This window comes from Hymenobacter lapidarius (genome assembly GCF_001816145.1).
Classification (GTDB): Bacteria; Bacteroidota; Bacteroidia; order Cytophagales; family Hymenobacteraceae; genus Hymenobacter; species Hymenobacter lapidarius.
This window is the reverse complement of the sequence record NZ_MDZB01000092.1, coordinates 14020-35233: the sequence shown is the minus strand read 5'-3', so window position 1 is coordinate 35233 and position 21214 is coordinate 14020. Positions and strand designations below refer to the sequence as shown.

Genomic DNA, 21214 nt, shown 5'->3' with positions numbered 1-21214 from the left:
TTTGGAGCGGGCACTCAATAAAACAAAAGCAACCGTGTTTGAAAGGCCGTTATGCGCAGCCTGAAGGCTTAAACCAAAAGAATGAAGCGCTAAAACCCTAGCAGGCCGGCTTGTTGCAGCCCATAGCCCAGCGCCGCCCCACCCAGCACCAGCCAAGCCGAATTGACCTTGTAGCGGAGCAGCAGAAATGCGCTGCCCAGTGCCAGCGCCACCGTGGGCAGGTCCAGCAGGGCGGTGCGGGCCAGCGTGAGCGAAACGGCCGCCATCAGGGCCCAGGACGCGGCATTCAGTCCATCGAGGAAAGCCCCGGCCAGCGGCGACTGGCGCAGCTGGGCCACCAGCTTGATGCTCAGCCCCACAAAAACAAAGGCCGGGAGGAAAATGCCCAGCGTGGCTACCAGCGCCCCGCGCCACCCCAGCAGCACGTAGCCCACGAAGGTAGCCGTGGTGAACACCGGCCCCGGCGTCACCTGCCCCACCACCACGGCGTCGAGCAGCTGGCCCTGGGTGAGCCAGTGGAAGCGTTGCACCAGGTCGGCGTCGAGGAAGGCCAGCAGCACGTAGCCACTGCCGTACAGCACTGAGCCGATTTTGACGAAAGCCAGCCCCAGCGGCAGCAGCCCCAACGGAGCGGCGGCCCCGGTAGCCGTATTGCCCGACCCCAGGCCCACCAGTAGCGGCAGCAGCGCCAGCACCGCCACCGCGCCCACCAGCTTGAGCAGGGCCGGCGGCACGGTTTTGTGGGCCAGCGTGGGCCAGCGCAACGCCCCGGTCGCCAGGCCTGCCGCAAAAAGCAACAGCAGCTCGTTCACGCCGAGCAGGCCCAGCACAAGAGCCGCCCCGCCCACCAGCCGCAGCGGCCAGGTGCGCAGGGCCGATTTGCCCAGGCTCCAGAGAGCCTGCGCCACTACGGCCACTATCACGGGCTTTACCCCGTAGAGGATGCCGGTGAGGGCCGGTAGCGTGCCGAAGCGCACGTAGGCCCAGGCAAAGGCCATGACGATGAGCATGGCCGGCAGAATAAAGCAGGTACCGGCCACCAGCAGCCCCTTCCAGCCGCGGCGCTCGTAGCCGATGTGAATGGCCAGCTCCGTAGAGTTGGGGCCGGGAATCAGGTTGGTGGCGCTCAGTAAATCCAGAAACTGCTGCTGGGTGAGCCAGCCCCGGCGGCGCACCACTTCCTCTTCCATCAGGGCCACGTGGGCGGCCGGCCCGCCAAAGGCGGTGGTACCCAGGCGTAGAAACAGTCCGGCCAACTCGGCCAGCGAAGTGGGTGCAGCTAGGGACATGCTAAGGTTGGCTAGGGTGAAGCAAGCGGCGGTCAACCGACCAATGGCTTCGGTGCTCAATCTACAAAGAAACACCACCCGGCCGCATGGGCCAGGTAGTGCACATGGCGGGCAGCAGGAAGTTTGCGGGCACTGGCCCGCCGGGCCTACGATACCAGCTCGTGCAGCGGGTTGGCCAGCTCTGCCCGGCCTGGTACCGGGCCGTCGGGGCGGACCCAGGGCTCCAGGGCGGCTTTTACCTGCATTTCCACGGTCCAGCCGTAGGTGTTGTCGGCCATGTGCAGACGGTGGAGGGCAGCAGTATGGAGGGCGCGGAACGGACCCAGGTCGGTGTGGGTGCCGCCGTAGCGCAGGCGCGTGCCCAGCCAGTTGCCGAAGCGCTGCTGGGGCAACTCTGGTACACCAGCAACCTGCTAGGCGCAACAGTGGCCCACACCATCTGCGGCCAGCCCACGCCCTACCGGCACGGCCAGTAGTTCAACTCAACTAATTCTTTAACCTCGAATACCACACCTACGGGCGGGTGCCGGCCGAGCTGCCTGCCGGCACGGGCACCTTCTGCTGGCAGCACCCCAGCACCGACCAGCTGCTGCGCATCATCTACACGGTGTTGGGGCTGATTGTGGCTCTCACGGCCCTGCTTTGGGCGGGCGCTTCGGGGGCAGTGCCGGCCCTGAATGCCGTTACCCAACCGCTGCGGCTCTATGGCTCTGCCATGGGGGCCGTGTTTTCGGGCGTGATTGGGGTGGGTTTCTATCCGCTGATGGGGTAGTGGGTGTGGTGCCGGTTTGGCTGCCCCATGGCCGCCTACCTGGGCCTGCTCCAAAAGCACTTCTCGCGCTTCCGCATCACCACCAACGGGGGCCAGTGGATTTCGTGCGGCAACTGCTCCAACGTGTGCGAAATGGGCATCGATGTGAAGCAGTACCTCCAGCGCGGGGAGCCATCATCCGGGCGTTCTGCGTGGGCTGCGGCATGTGCTCTACGGCCTGCCCGCGTGGCGTGCTCAACTTGGAAAACGCCCCCCGCGAAGGCCGCTACCAAGGCTCCCAGCTGATTCACGCCGATTCGTTGCGAATCTTAAGCTAAATCATCGGCTGATTACGCTTATTTTTGTTAAATATGCTGATTCTGGAAGGAGGGGCCGTGGCCCTGTATGGGCTGTGCCTGGTGTTTATGTTGGGCTTCAGCCTGGCGCAGTGGCAGCTGACCCGGCTGGCCCGCCGCACGGCTTTGGTCCCGCCGGGGCCCGCGCCTGCGCCGCCCGCCCAGTGGCCCTATGTTACGGTGCAACTGCCCGTATACAACGAGCTGGCCGTGGTGGCGCGCATTATCGACGCCGCCGCTGCCCTCGACTACCCCGCCGACCGCCTGCACATTCAGGTACTCGACGACTCCACCGACGAGAGCGTGGCCCTGGCCGCGCGCCGCGTGGCCTACCACCAGGACCGGGGCCTGCGCATCAGCCACGTGCGCCGGGCCACCCGCCAGGGCTACAAGGCCGGGGCCCTGGCCCACGGCCTCACGGAAACCGACGGCGAGTTCGTGGCCATCTTCGACGCCGACTTCGTGCCGACGCCCGACTTTTTGCGCCGCACCCTCCCCTACTTCGCCGCCCCCGAGGTGGGCGTGGTGCAAACCCGCTGGGGCCACCTCAACGAGACCGAGTCGCTGCTCACCCGCCTGCAGGCTTTTGGGCTGAACGCCCACTTTCTGGTGGAGCAGGTGGGGCGCGCGGCCGGGGGGCATTTCCTCAACTTCAACGGCACGGGCGGCGTGTGGCGGCGCACCTGCATCGAGGATGCCGGCAACTGGCAGGCCGATACCCTCACCGAAGACCTGGACCTGAGCTACCGGGCCCAGTTGCGCGGCTGGCGCTTCGTGTACCGCCCCGACATTGTGGCCCCCGCCGAGCTGCCCGCCCACCTGGCGGCCCTCAAGTCGCAGCAGTACCGCTGGAACAAGGGCGCCGCCGAAACCGCCCGCAAGCACCTGGGGCGGGTGTGGCGCTCGGCCAGCCTGCCCCTGGCCACCCGCCTGCACGCCACCTTCCACCTGTTGAACAGCAGCGTATTTGCCGTGATTCTGGTGATGGCCCTGCTGAGCGTGCCGCTGGTGTGGGTGCGGGCGCACCGGCCCGAGTTCCGGCCGGTTTTTCAGCTGGCGGCGGGCTTTCTGCTCACCTTCGCGCCCCTCACCTACTACTATTACACCACCTGGCGGCTGGCCGGCGGCCGTGCCACGGGGCGCTGGTTTGTGCCGCAGTTTCTGCTGTTTCTGGCCGTGTCGATGGGCCTGGCCCTGCACAACGCCCGCGCCGTGGCGGAGGGCTTCTGGGGCCGGGCCACGCCGTTTGTGCGCACGCCCAAGCAGGGCAGTGCCGCTGCCGGGTCGCTCACCGCGCTACCCGCCCGAAGCCGGGGCGCGTGGCCGTGGGCCGAGAGCCTGCTCATGCTTTACTTTCTGGCCGGGCTGGGCGCGGGGCTGTACTACCGCGACTATGGCCTGCTGCCGTTTCACCTGCTGCTGGTAGTGGGCCACGCCACGCTGGTCTGGTACGCGTGGCGGACGGGGGCAGCAGCGGGCGCGCCGGTCCTGACGGACGGCGCGCCCGTATTAATGGGATGAGGCTGACCGGAACTGCCCCGTTTCTTCCCCTGCTCGCATCTTTCGCCCATACCCCTCACGTTCCGCGCCGTCAGCCCGGCCAGCCTGCCTACGCTACTGCCCCTGATGGCCGCCTTCTACCAGCACTACTGCTACGCCCACGCCCCCACCACGCAGTAGACCTTAGTGGCTACCAAGGTTGTTGGGCGCGCCGCCCACCCCGCGGGCGGGCCCGGCTCCCGGTATTTGGTGCAGCTTTGTGGCTTCGTTCACGCTCCACTTCCCATTGCCCGCCCGTCCATGTCCGCTCCCCTCGTCACGCCCCTGGGCCCCACTGCCAACCCTGAAGTTGCGCAGCTGGCTACGTTCTTCAACGAGACCCTGGGCTTTTGCCCCAACAGCGTACTCACCATGCAGCACCGGCCGGCCATTGCCACGGCCTTTATTGAGCTGAACAAGGCCGTGATGGCCAACCAGGGCCGCGTCACCAGTGCCTTGAAGCGGCTCGTCGGCTACCTGAGCAGCCACGCGGCGGGCTGCCAGTATTGCCAGGCCCACACCATTCTGGCGGCCGAGCGCTACGGCGCTCCGCAGGAGCAGCTCGACCACATCTGGGAGTTTGCCACCCACCCCGCCTTCAGCGCGGCTGAGCGGGCGGCATTGGCCTTCGCCGTAGCCGCCTCGGCCGTACCCAATGCCGTCAACGATGAGCTCAGCGACGCGCTACGGGCCCACTGGAACGAGGGCGAAATCGTAGAGATTCTGGGCGTGGTGAGCCTGTTCGGCTTTCTAAACCGCTGGAACGACTCAATGGGCACCACCCTGGAATCCGGAGCCGTGGCCGCCGGCCAGCAGTACCTCGCCGGCCAGGGCTGGTCGCCGGGCAAACACGCCTGAGGCGGCGAATCAGCAGTAGCCGGTTGATAAGTAGTTATGCAAATCACCTGTATCCACTAAGAACGTCATGCTTCGGCTGCGCTCAGCATGACGTTCGTTTGCCTCTAGCTCCTTGGCTACCTCGCGGGCGGCTTTGGCAAAGACGAGCTGCGCTTCCTCATGGGTCTTAACGACCTGGGCGGCGGGATGAGCGGACTTTTCCTGCACCAACGCGGCCGGCTGTTTTTGCTGCTGCGGAGCCACTATCTCCTTGCCCTCGGCCAACTGCATGACCTGCATCGAGGCGACTTTTAACCGCTTGCCATCGGCTATATCGAGCGGGGTATCTTTCAAGCCGGGGTGCTTGATAATCTTATCCGCAGCCAACTGCATTTCATTAATGCCCGGTCCATTTAGCACTTTGGGGTCGAGGTTCACGGCCTCTACCCGCTGGGCCAGCTGTACCCCCTGCTCCCGGTTGCCGGCTCCTGGCATATTGGCAATAATGTTGGCGGAACGGTAGCCCGTAACCTCCAGCTCCCGCCGCGCATCCATCGCCCGCATAACCTGGCTCAGCTCCGGGGTGCGAGCCGGGGCCTGGCTGGGGTCACGCAACTTCTCGGCCTCGGCTCCTGGCGTCTGGGTAATGACTTGCTTAAACATGTCTTTCAGCGGCTGCAAGTTCTTCCCGGCCTCGGCCGGGGGGTACTGACGCACGATGGCCAGGTCCCGGCTGCGGTTCAGAATCTCCGGGCTGGCCCGGTTAAAATTCACGTCGTAGCCGGCCGCCTTTCCAAGTTGGGTAAAGGTGGCCTGCATCGTGCGGCCGTTCCCGTCGCGGAAAGCGTGGGTGTGGTTGTACTGGTCGAGGTAGTAAGCGGCCCGCTCGGCAAACTTGTCCGGCGCTAGTCCCTTCAGGTTGTTCTCCTTGTTGAGCTGCGCGCCGATGGCATCCAGTCGCTCTGGCACTTCCTTGTGAGGCGCGTAGGTCATGGTTTCCTTGAAGCCCGTTACGTTGGTGTCCTTGTGGCCCTGAAACTCGCGGTCCGCCCGTGTTTCGCCGGCCCACTGGTACACGCCGCTGAATAGCCGCTCGTGAACCTGCTTCAAGTGCGCCTGGTCGTACTGCCCGCCCTGGATGCCGCCCTCCCGGTTGAGCTGCGTCAAGCGCGGAAGCGAAGATTCCGTTTCGGCCTGGGCCAGTTGGTCCTTGTCGGTGATGCCAAGCTTGTTCAGCCGAACGCCGTTCTCGTCGCTGAACCTGTCGTTGAGCACTGCCATTACCGGACCGCTTCAATAGGTGCCTCGCTGCTGGCTTTAGGGGCGTAGCGGGCAAGCAGCATGGCGTCGGTTTCTTCAATGGCTTGCTCAATGGTCAGCTCCCCATCCACGAATCGCTGCATGATGGCCAGGCTCTCCGGGCCGGGTGCCGGGCCGTTGCTCATCAGTGTGGCAATGGCATTGTTGCTGTCGTGCTCCCGCTGCGCACGGGCGGCAAGCTGCTCCGCGTCGAGGCCGGCCGGAGCGGGCGCAAAGAAGGTCTTGTTCATGACTTTTGGGTGTAGGAAATGGATACTACTATAACGAAAAAACGGCCTGAAAAGTCGTTTTCAGGCGTTTTGAGCCCTACTTTTAGTTGCTAATGCTAAGGTGTTTACCAGGGAGCCTAAAAGTTTCTTCTGCTTCGGCTACCGTTCAATGCCGCCCCCTCGCGGCCGGGTACGTCGCGCTGCGGGGTGCTGGCGGCGGCTCCGGGCCGCTCGTGCATCGGCTGTTCCAAGGCTTTGCTGGAAGTACGCAGCTCGGCCACCTGGGCGCTGCCGGCGAGGCCCGGCACCTGGTCTGCGGCCAGAGCGGCTTTTTCTACCCGTGCCACGTTCGGCCCCCCGACGTAAGCCGTGCGCGCTACCACGCTGGCCACCGCCTGCAACTCGGCGGCGGCCTGAGCATCGGATGCCCGGCCCGTGGCGCTCAGCCCGGCCGCGACGTGGGCGGCGGCGGCACTGAAACGCTCCTGGGGCGTAGCCGCCGCAACCTGCGCGCCGCTCTGTTGCTGCTGCTCTACCTGCCGGATATGGTTTTTAATGTCCGCTACCCACTGCGGCAGCTCCGGGGCTTCCTGAACAATCCTGCCCTGCTCGATGGTCAGCAAGGGTTTAAGGTTGTGCGCCAAACTCGGACTAGTGTTGTCTAGGAGCGTAACCTTGTCGGGCACCTGGTAATGGTCCCGGACGGTGGCCAGTTCCCCCTTGAAGCGTTCCTCAACCTGCTTATCGGTGATGTTGTGTCCGCCGTTGGCTACCCGCCTTTTGCAGTTCTGGGCCGATTCCAGACTAACATAGATTACTTCGACGCGGTAGCCCGCCTCCTGGTATCGGGTAACGGTATTGAGGTTACTGGCCTTGTAGAAGTTGTTTTCCGTGGCGAACGTCGTCCGCTTTTTCATCAGTTCCTCTACCCGCCGCCCGGCCCTGGCTATAAGTCGGATTTTCTTTCTGAATCACGTCCGCGTTTACCTGCGGGTATTCCTTGCTGCTGGCCTCGTATATAGAAGATTTGCCGGCCCCATTGGGACCGGCAAACATATAAACTACTGGTTTGGGTGGCTCTTTCTCCATCTACTTGGTGCTTGCCTAATGCGCGGCTAACACGGGCTGCGGGAAGCGGTAGGGCGTCGCCTCAACGACGATGGCGTCTGCCGGGGCCACCGGCACCCCGTGCACCGAAAGCAGGGTGAGCGTCTTATCATCCGCGCTGACCTCAAAAATCTCCTCCGTGGCCGGGTATTCCCGTACCGTGCGCTTCTGCGCGTCTTTGTAGACGATGTACGAGTGATTGCGCCGGGCCGTGCCGCTCACAACGTCATCGAAGCGGGCCTGAAATTCCGGGCTTTGGACGGTTTCACCGATGTTGGCTAGGGAGTTCATGGGAAGGGAATTAAATGAAAAGACTGCTTACACCTACTACAAGAAATACTTGTAAAAAGTGCAGTTTCTTACGGTTTATGGGTGCTTGCCTTGGTAAAAATACGCTTATTGACTGGCTCCGGCTAACGTATTGGGGTGTTCCTTAATCGTATCCATTACCTGCTGCCGGACCAAGAGAAAATTATCCATCACGGCCTTGGAAAGCGCGGCCTCCGCGTCGTCGCCGGGACCGCCAAAGGTCACCATCGGATGCAGGGGAAACCGCTCCCTGGTGGCGTCGGTGCGCGAGATAGTACCCTGAAAAAAGGTGCTGCCGGTTTCCACCGTCTGCCCGATAAATTCTCCCTGCTGCAAGCCGATGGCATCCTGCACCCGCACCAAGCTGCGCTCCTGGTAGCTGGTATTCTGATTGGTGGAATTGTTGCGGGCTCCCCTCCCCTGACTGGTGCCGGTGCTGGTGCTTACCATTTCCTTCTCCTCCCGGCCCACCATTTCCGAAATGAACTTGGCCGTTTCCAGCGAGTTCACCTTGCCGAAAAACTGGTTGTTCAGGTTTGATACCATCACCTGCATTTTCTCCTTGCCGTAGGCATCCGTCATTTGGGCTAAGTCCTGCGTCATGTACACCATCGCCACCTTGTTGCTCCGGGCCGTGGCCGGTATCACTTCGAGGCCGGGCACATAGATAGTCGCGGCTTCATCCAGGAAAACGTAGCTGCGGTGCTTGTTCTGCTGGTTCATCAGCTTTAGGGCGACCGTGATAACGCAGCTCACCACGGGCGAAAAAGTTTCCTTTAGCGTCGGGTCGTTACCGACACAGAGCAGCTTGGGGGTTTTCTTGTTGTTCAAATCCAACGAGAACCCCTCCCCTGCCGCCTCGTTTGGGGTCAGCACCCACACAATTTCCGGGCTGTTAATCCGGGTCAGCGTGACCTGCAAGGTGCCGAGTACCGCGCCCACCTGCTTGTCGGCTTTGGTCTGGACCGCTGAAATAATGCTGCGTACCTGGTCGCCGCACTCTATATCGGTTTCGAGCATACTCAGGACGTGGGTGTACTCCCGGTACATGGCCGTGGCCACGACGTGGGGAATGGTGCAATACCGGGGGTAGTGCTTCTTATAAAACCAGATGATGCCGGTTAGGTAAGCCACCGCGCTAATGTCGAAGAACTCCATCTTGCGGATGCTGGACGGGTTCAGGTTGTTGATGATGGCCCGGCTGTACTCCTCGGCAAACGCCACTACCGGCATATCGGCGGCGCGCAACGGGTTCACCTTCTCGCTGCGGGTCAGGTCGCGGAAATTGATGATGTGAAGCTGCACCGGCTTTTCTTCCTCTGGCTGCTGCTCGGGCTGAAACAGCTTGGCGCTCACCTTCGCTTGGAGCTGGCCCGCTGCACTGGCCGCGTACTTGTCTTTCTTCTCTTTCTCAGCCATGTGCTGACGCTCGGCCAGCACCAGTGCTTTTTGCAACGCTTCGGCCAAAACCGGGAATTTGAAGTCGTACACCAAGCCGGCGAAATTCTTATAGGCAAACTGCTCAATCAGGGGCTCCCCTATCGAGTAGGTCTTGCCCGCGCCGGCTCCCCCGAGTACCAGTGTGCCCCGGAAGGGGTTGGCTATCGTTATCCATCCCCCGTCGGCGGTCGGGAAGTAGATGGCGTCCGGGGTTTCCACCTTCTTGCGCTCGGTACTCAGGCCAAAGGCCGGCTTTTTGGTCGTGGCCCAAAGCAGACCGACCAATCCCCCACTGGCCAGCACCGCGACGGCGGACCCTGGATAGCCAAACTCAATAAAGCCCGTCGAGTAGCCGCCCATGCTCAGCAGCATATAGCCGGCAACCAGAAACACTAGCCCGCTCAGGCCCGCTACGATGCGGAGCGCCTGCGGGTCGATAGCGCGGCGCTTGGCCTGGCCGGGCTTGCCCTGGGGGGCTTTCTGGATGAATACCAACGCCAACCCAGCCAGCAGCAGCAGTGCCCGCAAGTACACGCCGAACGGGCCGTAGAACCTGGCCACCTTCAGTAAAAACTTATTGCCTATCCCACTGCCAGCGTTGGCCAGGGCGTCGGTTCCGGTCTTGGCTTTAACTAGTTCCTGGTCGGTGGTTTTGGTCAGTTCCACCGCGCCCTTTGCCGCCCCCTCCCCTATTACCGGGGCCGCTGCTTCCTGGGCCTTCCTAATCCGCTCCTGGCGCTTCTGCTCGGCAATGCGCGCCATCGTCGCGGCCAGCCGTTGCTTGGGAGTCAGGTTCTCGGCCGCTGCCGCGCTGGGCGCAGCACCGGGTACCACGCTCATCGCCTCGCGCTGTGCCTTCTGCTGGGCTAGCTGCGTGGTGCGTTGGGCAAGGCGGGCCTGGGCTATCTCGGGGCCGTGCATCAGCACGTAATAATCGCCGCCGATGATGGCCAGCAGTACCAAGCCGAAAATCAGCCCGGCGTTCTGCGTTCCGGCCGCTGGCCGGGGTGCTGAATTGGTCATGTAGAAAGGGAACTGTGGGGAATGGATTAACGGTAGCGGGCTGCTTTGCCCTACATTTCAATGTCAAGCTCGGCGCTCCTGCGCCCTTTTTTCTCGGCTATGTTCTCGGTCTGCTCGTCGCGGCCGGTGTTCGACCTCACCGCCTGCTGCACCGCCTGTAACACGGTGCTAGCGGACCGCTGCGGCTCCGGCCGCTCCTTGCCCGTGCTCAGCAAGTGGTAAGCGTTGTCAATGGGGGAGCCCGACTTCGACCGCTCCTCCACCCGGCTCAGCATCCGGTAAAAGGTCTTATCGTACTGCCGGCCCTCGGCTATCTGCTGCACCCGCGCCGGGTCTAGCCGCTGCTCCTTGCCCACCCGGCCGTTTATGCCCCCAACCCGCTCGGCAATCTTGACCGCTCGGGCGGCGTCGCGGCTGGCGTCGCGCTGCTTCGGACGCAGCTTTTCGTGGGCCTGGGCCGTGTAACCGAACTGCTTTTCAAATTGCTTGCCCGCTCCGGCCTGCCACTTCATCAGGTCAAAGCGGTTGCGCCGCCCTGCTGGGTTCAGGCTGATTTTCTGGCCGGCATCGCGGGCGCTTACGATAACGTGAACGTGGGTCTGCAAGCCGGGCCGCTGGTCGCCGACCTTGGCGTTGCCGGCCGCTACTTCCGGGTCCGTGCCCCGGTAGCTGCGCTCCTGGTGAACGGTGGCTCCCCAAACAATATCCTCGCTGCCAAGCTGCTTTCCATCCTTTAGCTGGAAGTTCTGCGCGTACTGCTCCATCACCTTCCGGGTGTAGTCTTTCAGCTTCTCCCCGTCGTTGTCGATGTGCGCCAACTCGGCCTCGCTGGGGCTTAGCACCAGTGAGTAAAACTTGGCGTCCTCGGCCCGCAATCCCTTCACGTTGGAATCAATATCAGCCATCAGCTCGGCGGCGCTCAGCCCATCCTCCTCCGAGTTAAAAAACGCGGCTTCCTGCCCGTCTTTGCCGGTCTCCTGCTTCAAATAATTCAGCGTCTGCGCGCTGCTCCCGCTATTGTTGTAGGCCGCCTGGCCGTGCGTCGCGGGGTTGATTAGCTTGACGTACATACGCGCTCTACCGGCTTAATTCCGCGTCGTTTTTGCCCGCTTGCCCCTCGGCTTTGGGCTTTCCTGGCCCCGCTTTTTTTGCGCCGGCAATTGCTTCCTGTACCTGGCGCTCTATCATTTCTTCGTTCTGTGCGCGGAGCTGTTTGCCCGCCTCGCGCTGGGATTCTATCTGCTCCTTTGTCATGGTTCCTAGTTGCCGGTTCAAGTTGGCAACCAGGATTTCATTCATGCGGAGCACCCTGTCAAGGGTAACGCGGGACCGCAACATTTCCTCTAGCATCGGCACGAGCAAGCTCCGCTCCTCCTCCTGCATGTAGCTAAAAATCCGGTCGCCTAGCTTCTTCACTTGCAGCATGATTAGCTCACCCTCGCGGGCTACGTCTCCCACGGGGTTGAGCTGGCGGCTCGTGAAGTAGCCCAACGTCGCCTCGGTGTACTCACTAAGGCTAAGCCCACACGCCGCAGCGGCCTTTGTCGCGCTGGCGTGGCTACTGGGCGCTACTCGAATCTGCTGCCGTTTGGGTCTTTCCATTTCCAGACTAAAACTAGGGTTAAAACTACTCTCTACACTTGCCTTGTGACCAAAATCATACTATTAATCAACAACTTAATTATCTTGGTCACACAATTTTAGCTTTGCTAAAATCTAAATAACACAACGTCAAGGCTTTAGCATTGCGTTTGTGTTGTTCTTCTCGCTAATAATCATTGTTACGTATTGTCAGGGGATTATGATTAGGTTTATACTGCTATTTCTACCGAATAACGACTAAAATTACGGCTATTATCTTCTACTATTCTACCAAATCTGTACTTAATTACCTCCCACGGCCTTTTTATTGCTTTTTTATTTTCCTTCTACTATTCTACTTTTCTACTACCTGTTTCTATTAATTGGTCCTTGCTTCATCTCCTCCCTGAAATCACCCTCCCCTTTCTTCTATTTCGGCGTCTACTATTCTACTTCAATTAATACGACCACCTTACGCCATTTCCTTCGCAGTGTCTTCTTCTTCTTTTCTACTATTCTACTATTCTACTATTCTATTATTCTACTATTCTACTTTTGTTCACCTCTGCACCCTCTACACTTTTTTGTTCTTCTACTTTTCTACTCGTCTACTTCGTCGTCGTACTCATTTGCTATTCTACTCGTCTACCCTTCTACTGTTCTTCTATTCCTCTTTTCTACTCGTCTACTATTCTACTATTCTACTATTCTACTCATCTGCTTTCTACTAATCTACCATTCTACTGTTCTTCTTTTATTCTTTTCTACTCGTCTACTCTTCTACTCTTCGCGTACTTTTGTTTTTCTTCCGAACCGACCACTCGGCGGCATCATTACCTCACCCTTTAACCAGTAAAATCCATGTCAAAAGTTATCAGCTTTGCCACCCAAAAAGGCGGCTCTGGTAAATCTACTCTGGCCCTCGTTCTGGCAGTTCCCCTTGCCACCGAATACGGCTTGAAAATCGCAATTCTTGATTGTGACTATCAGCAAAGCATTGTCAAAACCCGCCAACAGGTAGACGCCCAAAGTATGCAAGTCATGCTCGAAGCCGACCCCAACGCCAGGTACCCCTACGATGTATTTCCAATGGGGCTGAAAAACATCTTTGAGTTTATCGACAACCCCGATAATGACTATGACCTCATCATTATCGACATACCCGGCCGAGCCGATGGGGAAGATGTTTTTAACGCGCTCACCGGCTGCGACGCGGTAATAGTGCCCCTGGTATCGGATTATCTGGACCGCGCTTCCACGGCTGAATTTATGGGCATATTGGAAGCTCTGAAAAAAGCCGCTGACAAGGCCCAAATTGATTTCCAATACTTCGGCATCTCGACCAAGCGAATAGCGGGCCGTAGGGAAGAAAAGGAAATGGACGACTACATAGACGGGCTGGGCCTCTCGCGCTTTGATTCCTACCTCAGCAATCGCCTGGCTTATACCCGCGCCTCAACTCTTCATAGCCTGCTAACGCCTTCGTTTCGCAACTACGCGGGCGGTACCAAGGATAGCTCGGACGAAATCCGCAAGGTCTGCGATGAGCTAGTGCGACGCCTGGACCTCCCCAACCGCAAAACCAGCGCCGGCGCTTCTGCTGAAGTAGAAGATTCTACCGCTATCACCTCCACCAAAACGGAAACGAAATAATGGCTAAGAACCTCTATGGCAAGCCGCAAATTCTGCCCCCCCGCCCGCGAATCCCGGTCAGTGAGGAGGACCGCCGCGAAGCTTTCGCCGGCATGGGCGGGGAGCAAACCAAAATAGCGTCAGAAACGGCCATTGCGGCGACCTCTGAACCATTGCCTGTACCTGCCCCGGCTACTGCGGACCCCGCGCCCGAATCAACGCCAGCTCGTGCGCCCATCGAGGAGCCAGCTCCAGTGCTCGTTGAGGCGTCCCCGGTACTGCCGGTAGCCGCTGCCTCGCCTCAGCCAGTAGCTGACCTGGTGGCGGCGGCTCCGGTAGCGGTGGCTTCTGCGGCGGCAAGTCGGCCGCGTGGGCGCAAGCCTGCGCCGGCTGATGCGCCCGCGTCGCCCGCCGTGAAAAGCATGAAAATGCTCCAATCTGACTGGCAGGAAATACGGCGGCTGCTGCCCGATATTTCCCCCGGCACGGATATGCCCACCAACATTCTGACCTATTTACACGCGGCGCACCGGCACTACGAGACCCACCTACGGAAAACCGGCAAATTAGTCCCTGGGAACTAACGTAGTTTGCAGGACTGGTTAAGGGTAACTGGCCGGTTTGGTCGCCGGCACTTCGTTTATTCTTGCAATCCGGCACAGTGGCATCCAATGCGCCAAATAAGGGCAGCTCCTAACGGGGCTGTCCTTTCTTTTTTGGGGCGGTTGGGAAAAAAGAGAGCGCAACAACCGGCACGGCTGCTGCGCTCAGGCAAAGAGGGTAGGGGAGGGGCTACACTTGGCAAACGTGGCTCTGCTCGGGGCGGCTGCTCCGGCGCGGGCCGGTGGGCAGCTTCGACTCGAACCAATCCCGAAAGGCCGTAGTCAGCCGGTCGGCTACGATGGCCAGCCGCTCCGGGACTGCCTGGTCGCCCGCGCCCTGGGCGCGCTTCATCCAGACGTGGGAGCCGCCGCCGCCGACCAGGTAGCCGGCGCCCATCAGCTCACGCAGGGCCAGCGCTAGGTCGCGCAAATCGGCTTGGTGGGCGTGGGCCTGCACGTAGGCCCGCGCCTGCTCTAGCAGGCGCTTTTCGGCCTCGTCGCGGGGTTTCTGTTCAATGGCTAGGTATGCCTCCTGCGCGGCCCACGTCGGGGCGCTGCTGGTGGCGAATGGGGTTGATTTTAACATGGGGTACTGGTTAAGGGATGGGGTAAGCGGCCGGGCTGGTCAGGCCCGGCCGGCGGGGGAGGGGTTTTAATGAAAGAGATTAAAGCAGGAGAACAAATTGTCCGCCTTGCTCGTGGCTGGTCATTCGCAGCCTTTCGCCGGCAATCGGGCGGGTGGCTTTAACGAGCTTCAGTAGTGCCTCGTAAGCCTCGGCCGTGTCAATCTGAATACCTAGCCGCTGGGCTACCTCCTCGGTCATTACCTCGCTGTTGATGCCTTTATCAAGCTGCTGCATCAGCACCTCAACATCGGCAATCGCGGCAATAATCTGGCTCCGGTACTGGTTCCATGTCGGGCTTTGAATGGTGGGCGCTTCGCTGGCTTTCATGGTTTTTAGAGCTAGGTCTAGGGCTAGGGCTAGGCGTTGGCTAACCAGCTCAGCTCTGCGGCCAAAAATTCGCGGTCGGTGTCGTCGAGGATGATGGCGGGTTCGCTGGCCACTGTCGCGGCGGCTGGCGTCGCCTCCGGGGCGGCCGGCGCTTCTGTTTCGCCTTCCGGCTCCGCCGTGGTGCCTAGAATCATGCGGGCGGCGGCTTGGGCCTTGCTGGCGGCTTTTACCACTAGCTGCTTGTCATTTTTCAACCGCTCCAACCAGCTTTGAATGTAGGCTACTGCGTTTTCCTCGGTCTGCTCGGTGGCAATGCCGGCCGCTGCGCTCAGGAACGATGCCCCCATTTCAGCGGTCAGCTCCTCGCGGGCGTAGCTCAGGCTTTGCTTGCCCTCGCCTGCGGTCAGGTCGGTACGGTCAAGGCGCGACTTGTGACCGGTGCTGTGGGTCAGCTCGTGGAATAGGGTTTGATAGTAGCCCTCCGACGTGGTGAAGGTTTCCGGCTTGGGCATATTCACAAAGTCCAAGCTGGGCGAGTAGTAAGCGCGCTGGTGCAAGTGGGTAATGGCGGGCTTTTCGGCCCACTCAGCTACGATGCCTTCCGCTACTTCGCTGGGGGTAAATTCGCGCTCCTCCACCTTCGGCAAGTTGAACTCAATGCCTTCAATATCTTCCACCGAAAACACGGTGTAATACTTCAAAAAGGGCATTTTCTCCTCTTTGCCGGTCTGCTTGTTCTCCCGCGTGGAAATGTTGTAGTAAACAACCTGGTGGCCTTTGGCCCCTTTCCGCACGTTGCCGCCCAAAGCCAGCGCCTGTTTGAAGGTCATAAAAAACGGCAGGGCACCGCTGAAATGGAGCAAAAACAGGTTAATACCGCTGTATACTTTGCCCGTGGAATAGTTACGGGGGAGGCCATAAACCGCGTTCCACGGCTTGCGCCACGGGATGATACCACCCTCTAGCGCCGAAATAATCCGGTCCGTTACAATCTGGTACACGTCGGGCCGGGGAGTAGCAGCGGCTTTTTTGGCAGATTTCTTGGCGGCGGTTTTAGTGGTCTTTTTCATGGCTAAAGAGCTGTTATTCTGTTTGTTTGTTATACTTGTTAAACGTATAACGGCCCTAGTAAGTTGCATTTTATACAATCTTTTTACGTATTTTAAGCACATTATTTACCCTGTCTTTGCCTCATTTTGCCGCCTTTTTCCCCTACCGCCCCAATCGTTGCTCTTGCGCCTGCGGATGGTCTGGCTTTTGGGCCAGTTGGTCCGCAGCCCCCTTTTGCTGAATAGGGTAGGGGCCTGCGCGGCGCGGTATCCGGCCTGCAGCCGGCGCGCCCAACGGAAGCAAAGGCAGCAGGCCGGATGCCGGGCGGCGTGGGCCGGGGCGGTCGCGTGAAGGATAGGAAGGGTTTAGTCCGTAGGACCGGAGGCGAAGCCGTAGCCCTGGATAGCCTGGCCCGAAGGGACACGCCCAACTCCTCGAAAACGGGCTTACAAAACCTATTAATTGCCACCTACCGGCACGACTGCTGCTTCAGAAAACAGCCCTGAAAAGCTGCAAACCACTAAATAGGGGCGACAGGGAGAGAAAGTTGCCTGGCCCCCGCTGGCCACTATAAAAGCCGCCCCGGAATCCGGGGCGGCTTTTTGAAACAGGCAGGGGTAACGCCGTTTTCGGCGCGGTGGGCGGGCGCGAAGCGCCCGGCTACCGGGTGATTTCTGCGGTGCGGGTCCGATTGAGGCTTATTTCCTGGCCCCGGCTAATGTCTTTCCGCTCGGCCCGGTCGCTGCTGTGCTCAATAACCTGGCTGCCTTTCTGGTTGGCCACGGCGTCGAGCGTTTGGCTGATTTTGGCAAGCTCGGGCTGGTCGGTGCGGTACGATACCTTCATTTCCGAGTGCCGGATGCCTTCGGCGTCGGTGGTGCTCTGAATGTCGCCGGCTTTGGCTCCGCTGCCGGTGATGGCGGCTTTCACGGCCTCGGCCTGGCCCCGTTCGCCCGCCGGGGTGGCCGGTTCGTCCACCTTGATAATAACCTGCTTTTCACTGCCCTGATTGGCGGCGGTAGCGGTGGTAACTTCACTTTGGACCAGGCTGCGCTCGATGGGCTTGTCGGGCGAAAAGCCGGCTTGGCCGCGTTCGGTTATTTTCCAGCCTTCCGGGGTGCGTTCGGCCTGGGTAGGGGTAGCTACGGCCACGTAAGCATCGCCGGGCTGCGGCTGCGCAACTAAATCATAGACTGGCCGCACGGCAAAGTTGGTATTGCTCACCAACTGCGGGTGCGCGTTGGCGGCGGGCATAATGATGGCCTTATTTGGGTTTTGGGCATCCACCTGAATTTCATACATGCTGTAACTCGCGGCGTGGGTACTGGTGTCGCGGTCGTGGATGGTGCCATCCGGCATCGGCATTACATTGAGGTATATAACAGCGGCAGGCGCGGCCGGTGCTGCGGCCACCTGCACCTCGGCGGCCGGTGTCGCCGTGGGCATCGCGGCGGGCACGGCGGTTAGCTGCACCTCGGCCGGGGCGGGCTTCTCGGCCACGTCCTGGCTGCGGTCCCGGCTGTGGGGCTGGATGGCGGCGGCTTCCGCCGCAGCCTGACGAGCGGCGCGGTCCGGCTCACTTTCGGCGACGCTCACGCCGGCATACTTTTCATCACCGGCTTCGGCGCGGGCGTTGGTATTGGTAAGGATGGCGTGAATGATGGCAATATCCGGCTGGTCGTTGCGATACTTCATGTCGAACTCGGCCCGTCGGATGCCCTGCTCATCGACGGTGCTCCGAACTTCGCTCGTCTGCATCGAGTAGCCGGAATTATCCAGGATTTCCTTCCACGCCTCGGCGCGGCCGGTGGTATTGGCGGCTACCTCGTCAATTTTCCACGTTGCCGTTTTCTCCTCGGCGGGCGGGCCGGTGGGCAAGTTGATGGCGGCGGCGGGCGCGGCGTAGCGGGCACGGCCGCGAAGCTCCTCCTGCTCGGCTTCATCGACTTTGCGGCCGGTGGGGGCGGGGTTGTCGTTGATGTACTCTTTCAGCAACACCAGGCCGGCATCTTTGGCATGGACAAACTGCGCGGTATGCTCGGCCGCTTCCTGCTCACTGCGGTAGGAGCGGAATTGCCGCCCGTCGTCGGGGCTGCCGGCGTCGGCCACGGCCGCGCCCATCACGGCCTGATTAAACCGCTTGTCCTCCTGCTGGCGCTCTCTCTGCGCCTCCGGGGTGTTGTCCCGCTCCCGCTGTTTCTGGGCTTCGTCGTTCTGGCGACGGGTTTCCTGCTCGTCGCGCTTCTGCTGCTCCTCCTGCTGCCGGCGCTGCTCCCGCTCAGCGGCGCGCTGCTGCTCATCGAGCACGGCTTGGGCGCGGATTTGCTCGGCGCTCAGGCCCTGGGCGGTTAGCTCCAGGTCCCGATTCCAATCTTTGGCCTGCGGATAATCGACACGGATAAAGGTTTCCTGGCCGCGCTCCTGCTCGGGCCGGAGCTGCTCCCGCTGGCGGTAAAGCTCCTGGCTGATTACTTCGAGCTGCGCGGTATCGGCCTTGGCCACCAACAAGCGAAGGACGGTTTCCCGCTCGGTGCTGCGCTGAACCTCTACCTCAATGGTCGGCCCGGCTTCCCCGGTGCCGTTCATTTTCGCTACCCGGTCCGTGAGCTGCTGCACCTGGGCTGCGCCGTTTTCGGCGCTGTCGTGGTGGTAGCTCACTTTTAGGCCTGTGTGGTACTTGTCCGACGTAGCATGCCACTCCACCGGCCGGCTGGCTTCTTTATAGGCTTCCTGGTCGGCTACGGGCACCAGTGGGCGGGCGGGGTGCAGTTCATTCATGTAATTCATGTTGAACTGCCGCCCTCCGGCGTCGCGGTCATTGGCCAGCACGATTTCTTTGGGCTCTTGCTTATCGATTACCCGCTGAATCAAGGCTACCTGCACTTCCGTGGGGGTGCCGCTGGTGGCAATGTAAAGCGTGTTTTTAGCGTCCTTCTCGTGTTTGAGCTGGTAATGGGAAAGGGAATCTACGGCCGATTCGGATACGACAATGCGCGCTACCGGCGTTTCTTTCCCCTCCGTGGGGTGCGATACCCAAATGCCGTTTTTGGGCAGGTGTAGCAGGTTTTTATAGTGCTCGTTCTTCTGCTCGACGCTGGCCAACCCGTTCTCATTATAGAGCGGAAAGGCCGTGTTTTTGTGCTCGTTCTGCTGGGCCGTAAAGATGCGGCCCTGAAAAGCCGGGCTGTCGATGGTGGTATCGTCGATGCCGCGCCCATGCAAGTAGCTGCGGTCGGTCAGCTCGCCCCTGACGCCTAGCACTTCGGTAATGAGGCGGGTTTTGCGGTCCTCCTCCTGCTGGCGTTCGTGGCCGGGGTCGCCCACGGGCAAGGCATTGAGCCGGGAAACATCAGGCGCTGGGGCGTACTGGCGGACCGGGGCCGGTCCGTCGTTCAGGTACTCGCGCAGCTCCTGGCGCACCTGGCCGAGATTCAGACCCGAACCGTCGCCCCCTCGGGTCTTGGCGAAGTCAATAACGCTGCCCTTGTCGCGGTCGTCGCCCACGTTCAGGTACACCTGATGGTCATCCTTGCGGGTAACGATGAGCTTTTCCCCGTCTTTTTCTAGTTGGTGCCAGTGCCCGTTACGGCCTTCCTTGGTCACTTCGTAGCCGGTGCGCGAGGCGTAGTCTACAAGGTCAATGTCACGCTTGAATCGGTCAAGCTCGGTGGGGTCGTTTTCTCGGGTAGGGGCATTCATCGCGGGAGGCTTACGGGTGGTCTTAAATGACCAGTAGCTCCGGGCGGAAAGCGAGGCGGTGGGCGGAACCGCTTTGCTACCAAGAAAACTATCCGGTCGTGGTTATGGGGCGGGGGATTCCGATGCGTCGGGCTCGGAATCGGGTAGGGTAGGGGTGCCGCTGTCAAAGCATTTAAGCTGCGCTTTGAAAGTGGTCAGCGCCTCCAGGTTGGGAAACAGAAAGCGTGGGGTCACGCTAGTGGGCGGAATCCTGATTAGCTCAGTGGCGACGGCAAGGCTGCGGAGTAACCGTTGCAGCAGGCGGGGCTCTTCGCGTTTAAGGGAGTTGTTTTTCAGGCCAACGATGCTGGTGTAGGGAAGCTCATGCTGGTCGCAAAACGATTTCAGCTCCCCTCTGGCCTGCATTAATAATCGAAACTGGGCGTAGCGTAAAACATCGGCATAAGGAACGGAAAGCTTTAGGTCAGGGAAGCCCAACGGGGCCGAAATATTAGGAGATGGTACCATGGGGCAAGCGGGTTTTGTAAGGGTGAACGTGTGCGTGAGTGGATTGGAAAAGAAGGATAATCCACAAAGACACGAATTGCAGCCAATCGCTGCAAATACCTAACCGCAAAACCCATAATTATACCCCAAGCCAGGTCAGAAATCAAGCGAGAAAGCAACCCCTAAGCCGGTTAATCGCTACTAACGCAGAAATACTTGAGAAGTTTCAAAGAATCTTATAAGAGATTTTTTAGAACTTTAACAGAACATATGCCGTAAGCTGGCCGATATGAAAATGGCCCTGTTCATTATTCTAGCGCTCTTTCTAGTGGGAGTGCTCTCCGGGATAGCCTGGAAGCGCATCAAGAGCAGAGCTAAGAAAGTGGACCTGATAGCGAAGAGCAACCACAAATCAGTTTGGTCTTTTCACTATGGCCCGGCCCCGGTGATTCCGGTGCGGGAGCCGGCGACAGCGGCACCAGCGCTGACCCCGGATAATCCGCTCTCGCGGCTCATGCCGGAAGAGGATTTCCGCGCCAAGGAAGAACAAGCAATTGCCGATGAGGCAGCCCGCGTCGAAGCGGCCCAAGCTGCCGAACGGGAAGAAACCCAAGCGGCAATCCCTGCGGCCGATGAGCAGGCCCCGGCTGCTGAACCAGAAGCGCCAGAATCGGCATCGCTGCTGGCTTCCTCCCGTCACGCCCCCGGCGCTTTTGATGTACTGGCGCTAGTGGGCAACGATGTGCCGGCTTCTGCACCTGCGGCCGTGGCTGCTTCACAACCCGTGGTAGCGAGTGTGCCACTGGATGATGAGAAGGTGGCGCAAGCCATTTATGACAATGCCCTGACCGAAGCAACGCGCACGAAAAACGACGCGGCTAACCGGCAAGCGGCGGCGGAACTCCGCAAGCGCAAACGGGCGGCATTTCAGGCCGGCACCGATGGCCAGAAAGCGGCCCTCACTGCGCTGATTACCGAAACCAACGCCCCGCTTTAATAGGGTTTTTCTGCATTTCACCCTTCACCCCTTT

The 21214-nt window shown here is 60.4% G+C and carries 19 protein-coding genes and 1 pseudogene; 6 read left to right on the top strand and 14 right to left on the bottom strand.

The features are described from left to right. Window positions 1–89 precede the first annotated feature (89 nt). Both chrA and BEN47_RS06720 read right to left on the bottom strand, forming a co-directional pair. The gene (gene chrA, locus BEN47_RS06725) at window positions 90–1289 is read right to left on the bottom strand and encodes a chromate efflux transporter (RefSeq protein ID WP_070726606.1); all 1200 of its coding nucleotides are present in this window, start codon (window positions 1287–1289) and stop codon (window positions 90–92) included. Between the two features lie 146 nt (window positions 1290–1435). Continuing rightward, window positions 1436–1681, bottom strand: coding sequence for a glycosyltransferase family protein (locus BEN47_RS06720; RefSeq protein ID WP_070726537.1), 246 nt, complete (start codon window positions 1679–1681; stop codon window positions 1436–1438). A 308-nt stretch (window positions 1682–1989) separates the two neighbouring features. Between BEN47_RS06720 and BEN47_RS20170 the strand changes: the two are divergent. From BEN47_RS20170 to BEN47_RS06700, 3 genes and pseudogenes are all read left to right on the top strand, one after another. Then, window positions 1990–2378: pseudogene (locus BEN47_RS20170) on the top strand (4Fe-4S binding protein); the annotation flags it as partial. A gap of 33 nt (window positions 2379–2411) precedes the next feature. Then, complete coding sequence (locus tag BEN47_RS06705; RefSeq protein ID WP_070726531.1) at window positions 2412–3917, top strand: cellulose synthase family protein; 1506 nt, start codon at window positions 2412–2414, stop codon at window positions 3915–3917. 279 nt (window positions 3918–4196) lie between these two features. Next, window positions 4197–4793 (top strand): carboxymuconolactone decarboxylase family protein, encoded by a 597-nt coding sequence (locus tag BEN47_RS06700; protein ID WP_070726529.1) that lies wholly within the window; start codon window positions 4197–4199, stop codon window positions 4791–4793. A 9-nt stretch (window positions 4794–4802) separates the two neighbouring features. Here the strand turns inward: BEN47_RS06700 and BEN47_RS06695 are convergent, their stop codons facing one another. From BEN47_RS06695 to BEN47_RS06665, 7 genes are all read right to left on the bottom strand, one after another. Beyond that, complete coding sequence (locus tag BEN47_RS06695; RefSeq protein WP_070726527.1) at window positions 4803–6053, bottom strand: Fic/DOC family protein; 1251 nt, start codon at window positions 6051–6053, stop codon at window positions 4803–4805. Next, window positions 6053–6322, bottom strand: a complete 270-nt coding sequence (locus BEN47_RS06690) for an antitoxin VbhA family protein (RefSeq protein WP_070726525.1) — start codon at window positions 6320–6322, stop codon at window positions 6053–6055. The genes BEN47_RS06695 and BEN47_RS06690 overlap by 1 nt, the downstream gene beginning before the upstream one ends. A gap of 116 nt (window positions 6323–6438) precedes the next feature. Beyond that, window positions 6439–7218, bottom strand: coding sequence for a hypothetical protein (locus BEN47_RS06685; protein ID WP_070726523.1), 780 nt, complete (start codon window positions 7216–7218; stop codon window positions 6439–6441). Between the two features lie 187 nt (window positions 7219–7405). After that, on the bottom strand, window positions 7406–7699 hold the full coding sequence (locus tag BEN47_RS06680; RefSeq protein WP_070726522.1) for a hypothetical protein: 294 nt from the start codon (window positions 7697–7699) through the stop codon (window positions 7406–7408). A 105-nt stretch (window positions 7700–7804) separates the two neighbouring features. Beyond that, window positions 7805–10180, bottom strand: a complete 2376-nt coding sequence (locus BEN47_RS06675; RefSeq protein ID WP_070726520.1) for a TraM recognition domain-containing protein — start codon at window positions 10178–10180, stop codon at window positions 7805–7807. 50 nt (window positions 10181–10230) lie between these two features. Further along, window positions 10231–11250 carry a DUF5712 family protein gene (locus BEN47_RS06670; RefSeq protein WP_070726518.1) on the bottom strand — a complete coding sequence of 340 codons (1020 nt, stop codon included), beginning with the start codon at window positions 11248–11250 and terminating at the stop codon, window positions 10231–10233. Window positions 11251–11257: 7 nt separating this feature from the next. Continuing rightward, window positions 11258–11782, bottom strand: coding sequence for a BfmA/BtgA family mobilization protein (locus BEN47_RS06665; protein WP_070726516.1), 525 nt, complete (start codon window positions 11780–11782; stop codon window positions 11258–11260). A gap of 840 nt (window positions 11783–12622) precedes the next feature. Between BEN47_RS06665 and BEN47_RS06660 the strand changes: the two genes are divergently transcribed. Both BEN47_RS06660 and BEN47_RS06655 read left to right on the top strand, forming a co-directional pair. Beyond that, window positions 12623–13414, top strand: a complete 792-nt coding sequence (locus tag BEN47_RS06660) for a ParA family protein (protein ID WP_070726514.1) — start codon at window positions 12623–12625, stop codon at window positions 13412–13414. Beyond that, a complete protein-coding gene (locus BEN47_RS06655) occupies window positions 13414–13977 on the top strand; it encodes a hypothetical protein (RefSeq protein ID WP_070726512.1) in 564 nt (187 codons plus the stop codon). Before BEN47_RS06660 ends, BEN47_RS06655 begins: the two co-directional genes overlap by 1 nt. 208 nt (window positions 13978–14185) lie before the next feature. Here BEN47_RS06655 and BEN47_RS06650 read toward each other — a convergent pair whose 3' ends face one another. The 5 genes from BEN47_RS06650 to BEN47_RS06625 form a co-directional block, all read right to left on the bottom strand. After that, window positions 14186–14581: a hypothetical protein gene (locus BEN47_RS06650; RefSeq protein ID WP_070726509.1), complete on the bottom strand. Its 396-nt coding sequence runs from the start codon at window positions 14579–14581 to the stop codon at window positions 14186–14188. A 79-nt stretch (window positions 14582–14660) separates the two neighbouring features. Next, window positions 14661–14948, bottom strand: coding sequence for a hypothetical protein (locus BEN47_RS06645; protein WP_070726507.1), 288 nt, complete (start codon window positions 14946–14948; stop codon window positions 14661–14663). Window positions 14949–14977: 29 nt separating this feature from the next. Then, window positions 14978–16018 carry an ArdC family protein gene (locus tag BEN47_RS06640; protein ID WP_070726505.1) on the bottom strand — a complete coding sequence of 347 codons (1041 nt, stop codon included), beginning with the start codon at window positions 16016–16018 and terminating at the stop codon, window positions 14978–14980. 640 nt (window positions 16019–16658) lie between these two features. Further along, window positions 16659–19697: a toprim domain-containing protein gene (locus BEN47_RS06630; protein ID WP_070726500.1), complete on the bottom strand. Its 3039-nt coding sequence runs from the start codon at window positions 19695–19697 to the stop codon at window positions 16659–16661. 102 nt (window positions 19698–19799) lie between these two features. After that, window positions 19800–20204: a hypothetical protein gene (locus BEN47_RS06625; protein WP_125921546.1), complete on the bottom strand. Its 405-nt coding sequence runs from the start codon at window positions 20202–20204 to the stop codon at window positions 19800–19802. A gap of 268 nt (window positions 20205–20472) precedes the next feature. Between BEN47_RS06625 and BEN47_RS06620 the strand changes: the two genes are divergently transcribed. Next, window positions 20473–21180: a hypothetical protein gene (locus tag BEN47_RS06620; RefSeq protein ID WP_070726496.1), complete on the top strand. Its 708-nt coding sequence runs from the start codon at window positions 20473–20475 to the stop codon at window positions 21178–21180. The last annotated feature ends 34 nt before the right edge of the window (window positions 21181–21214 follow it).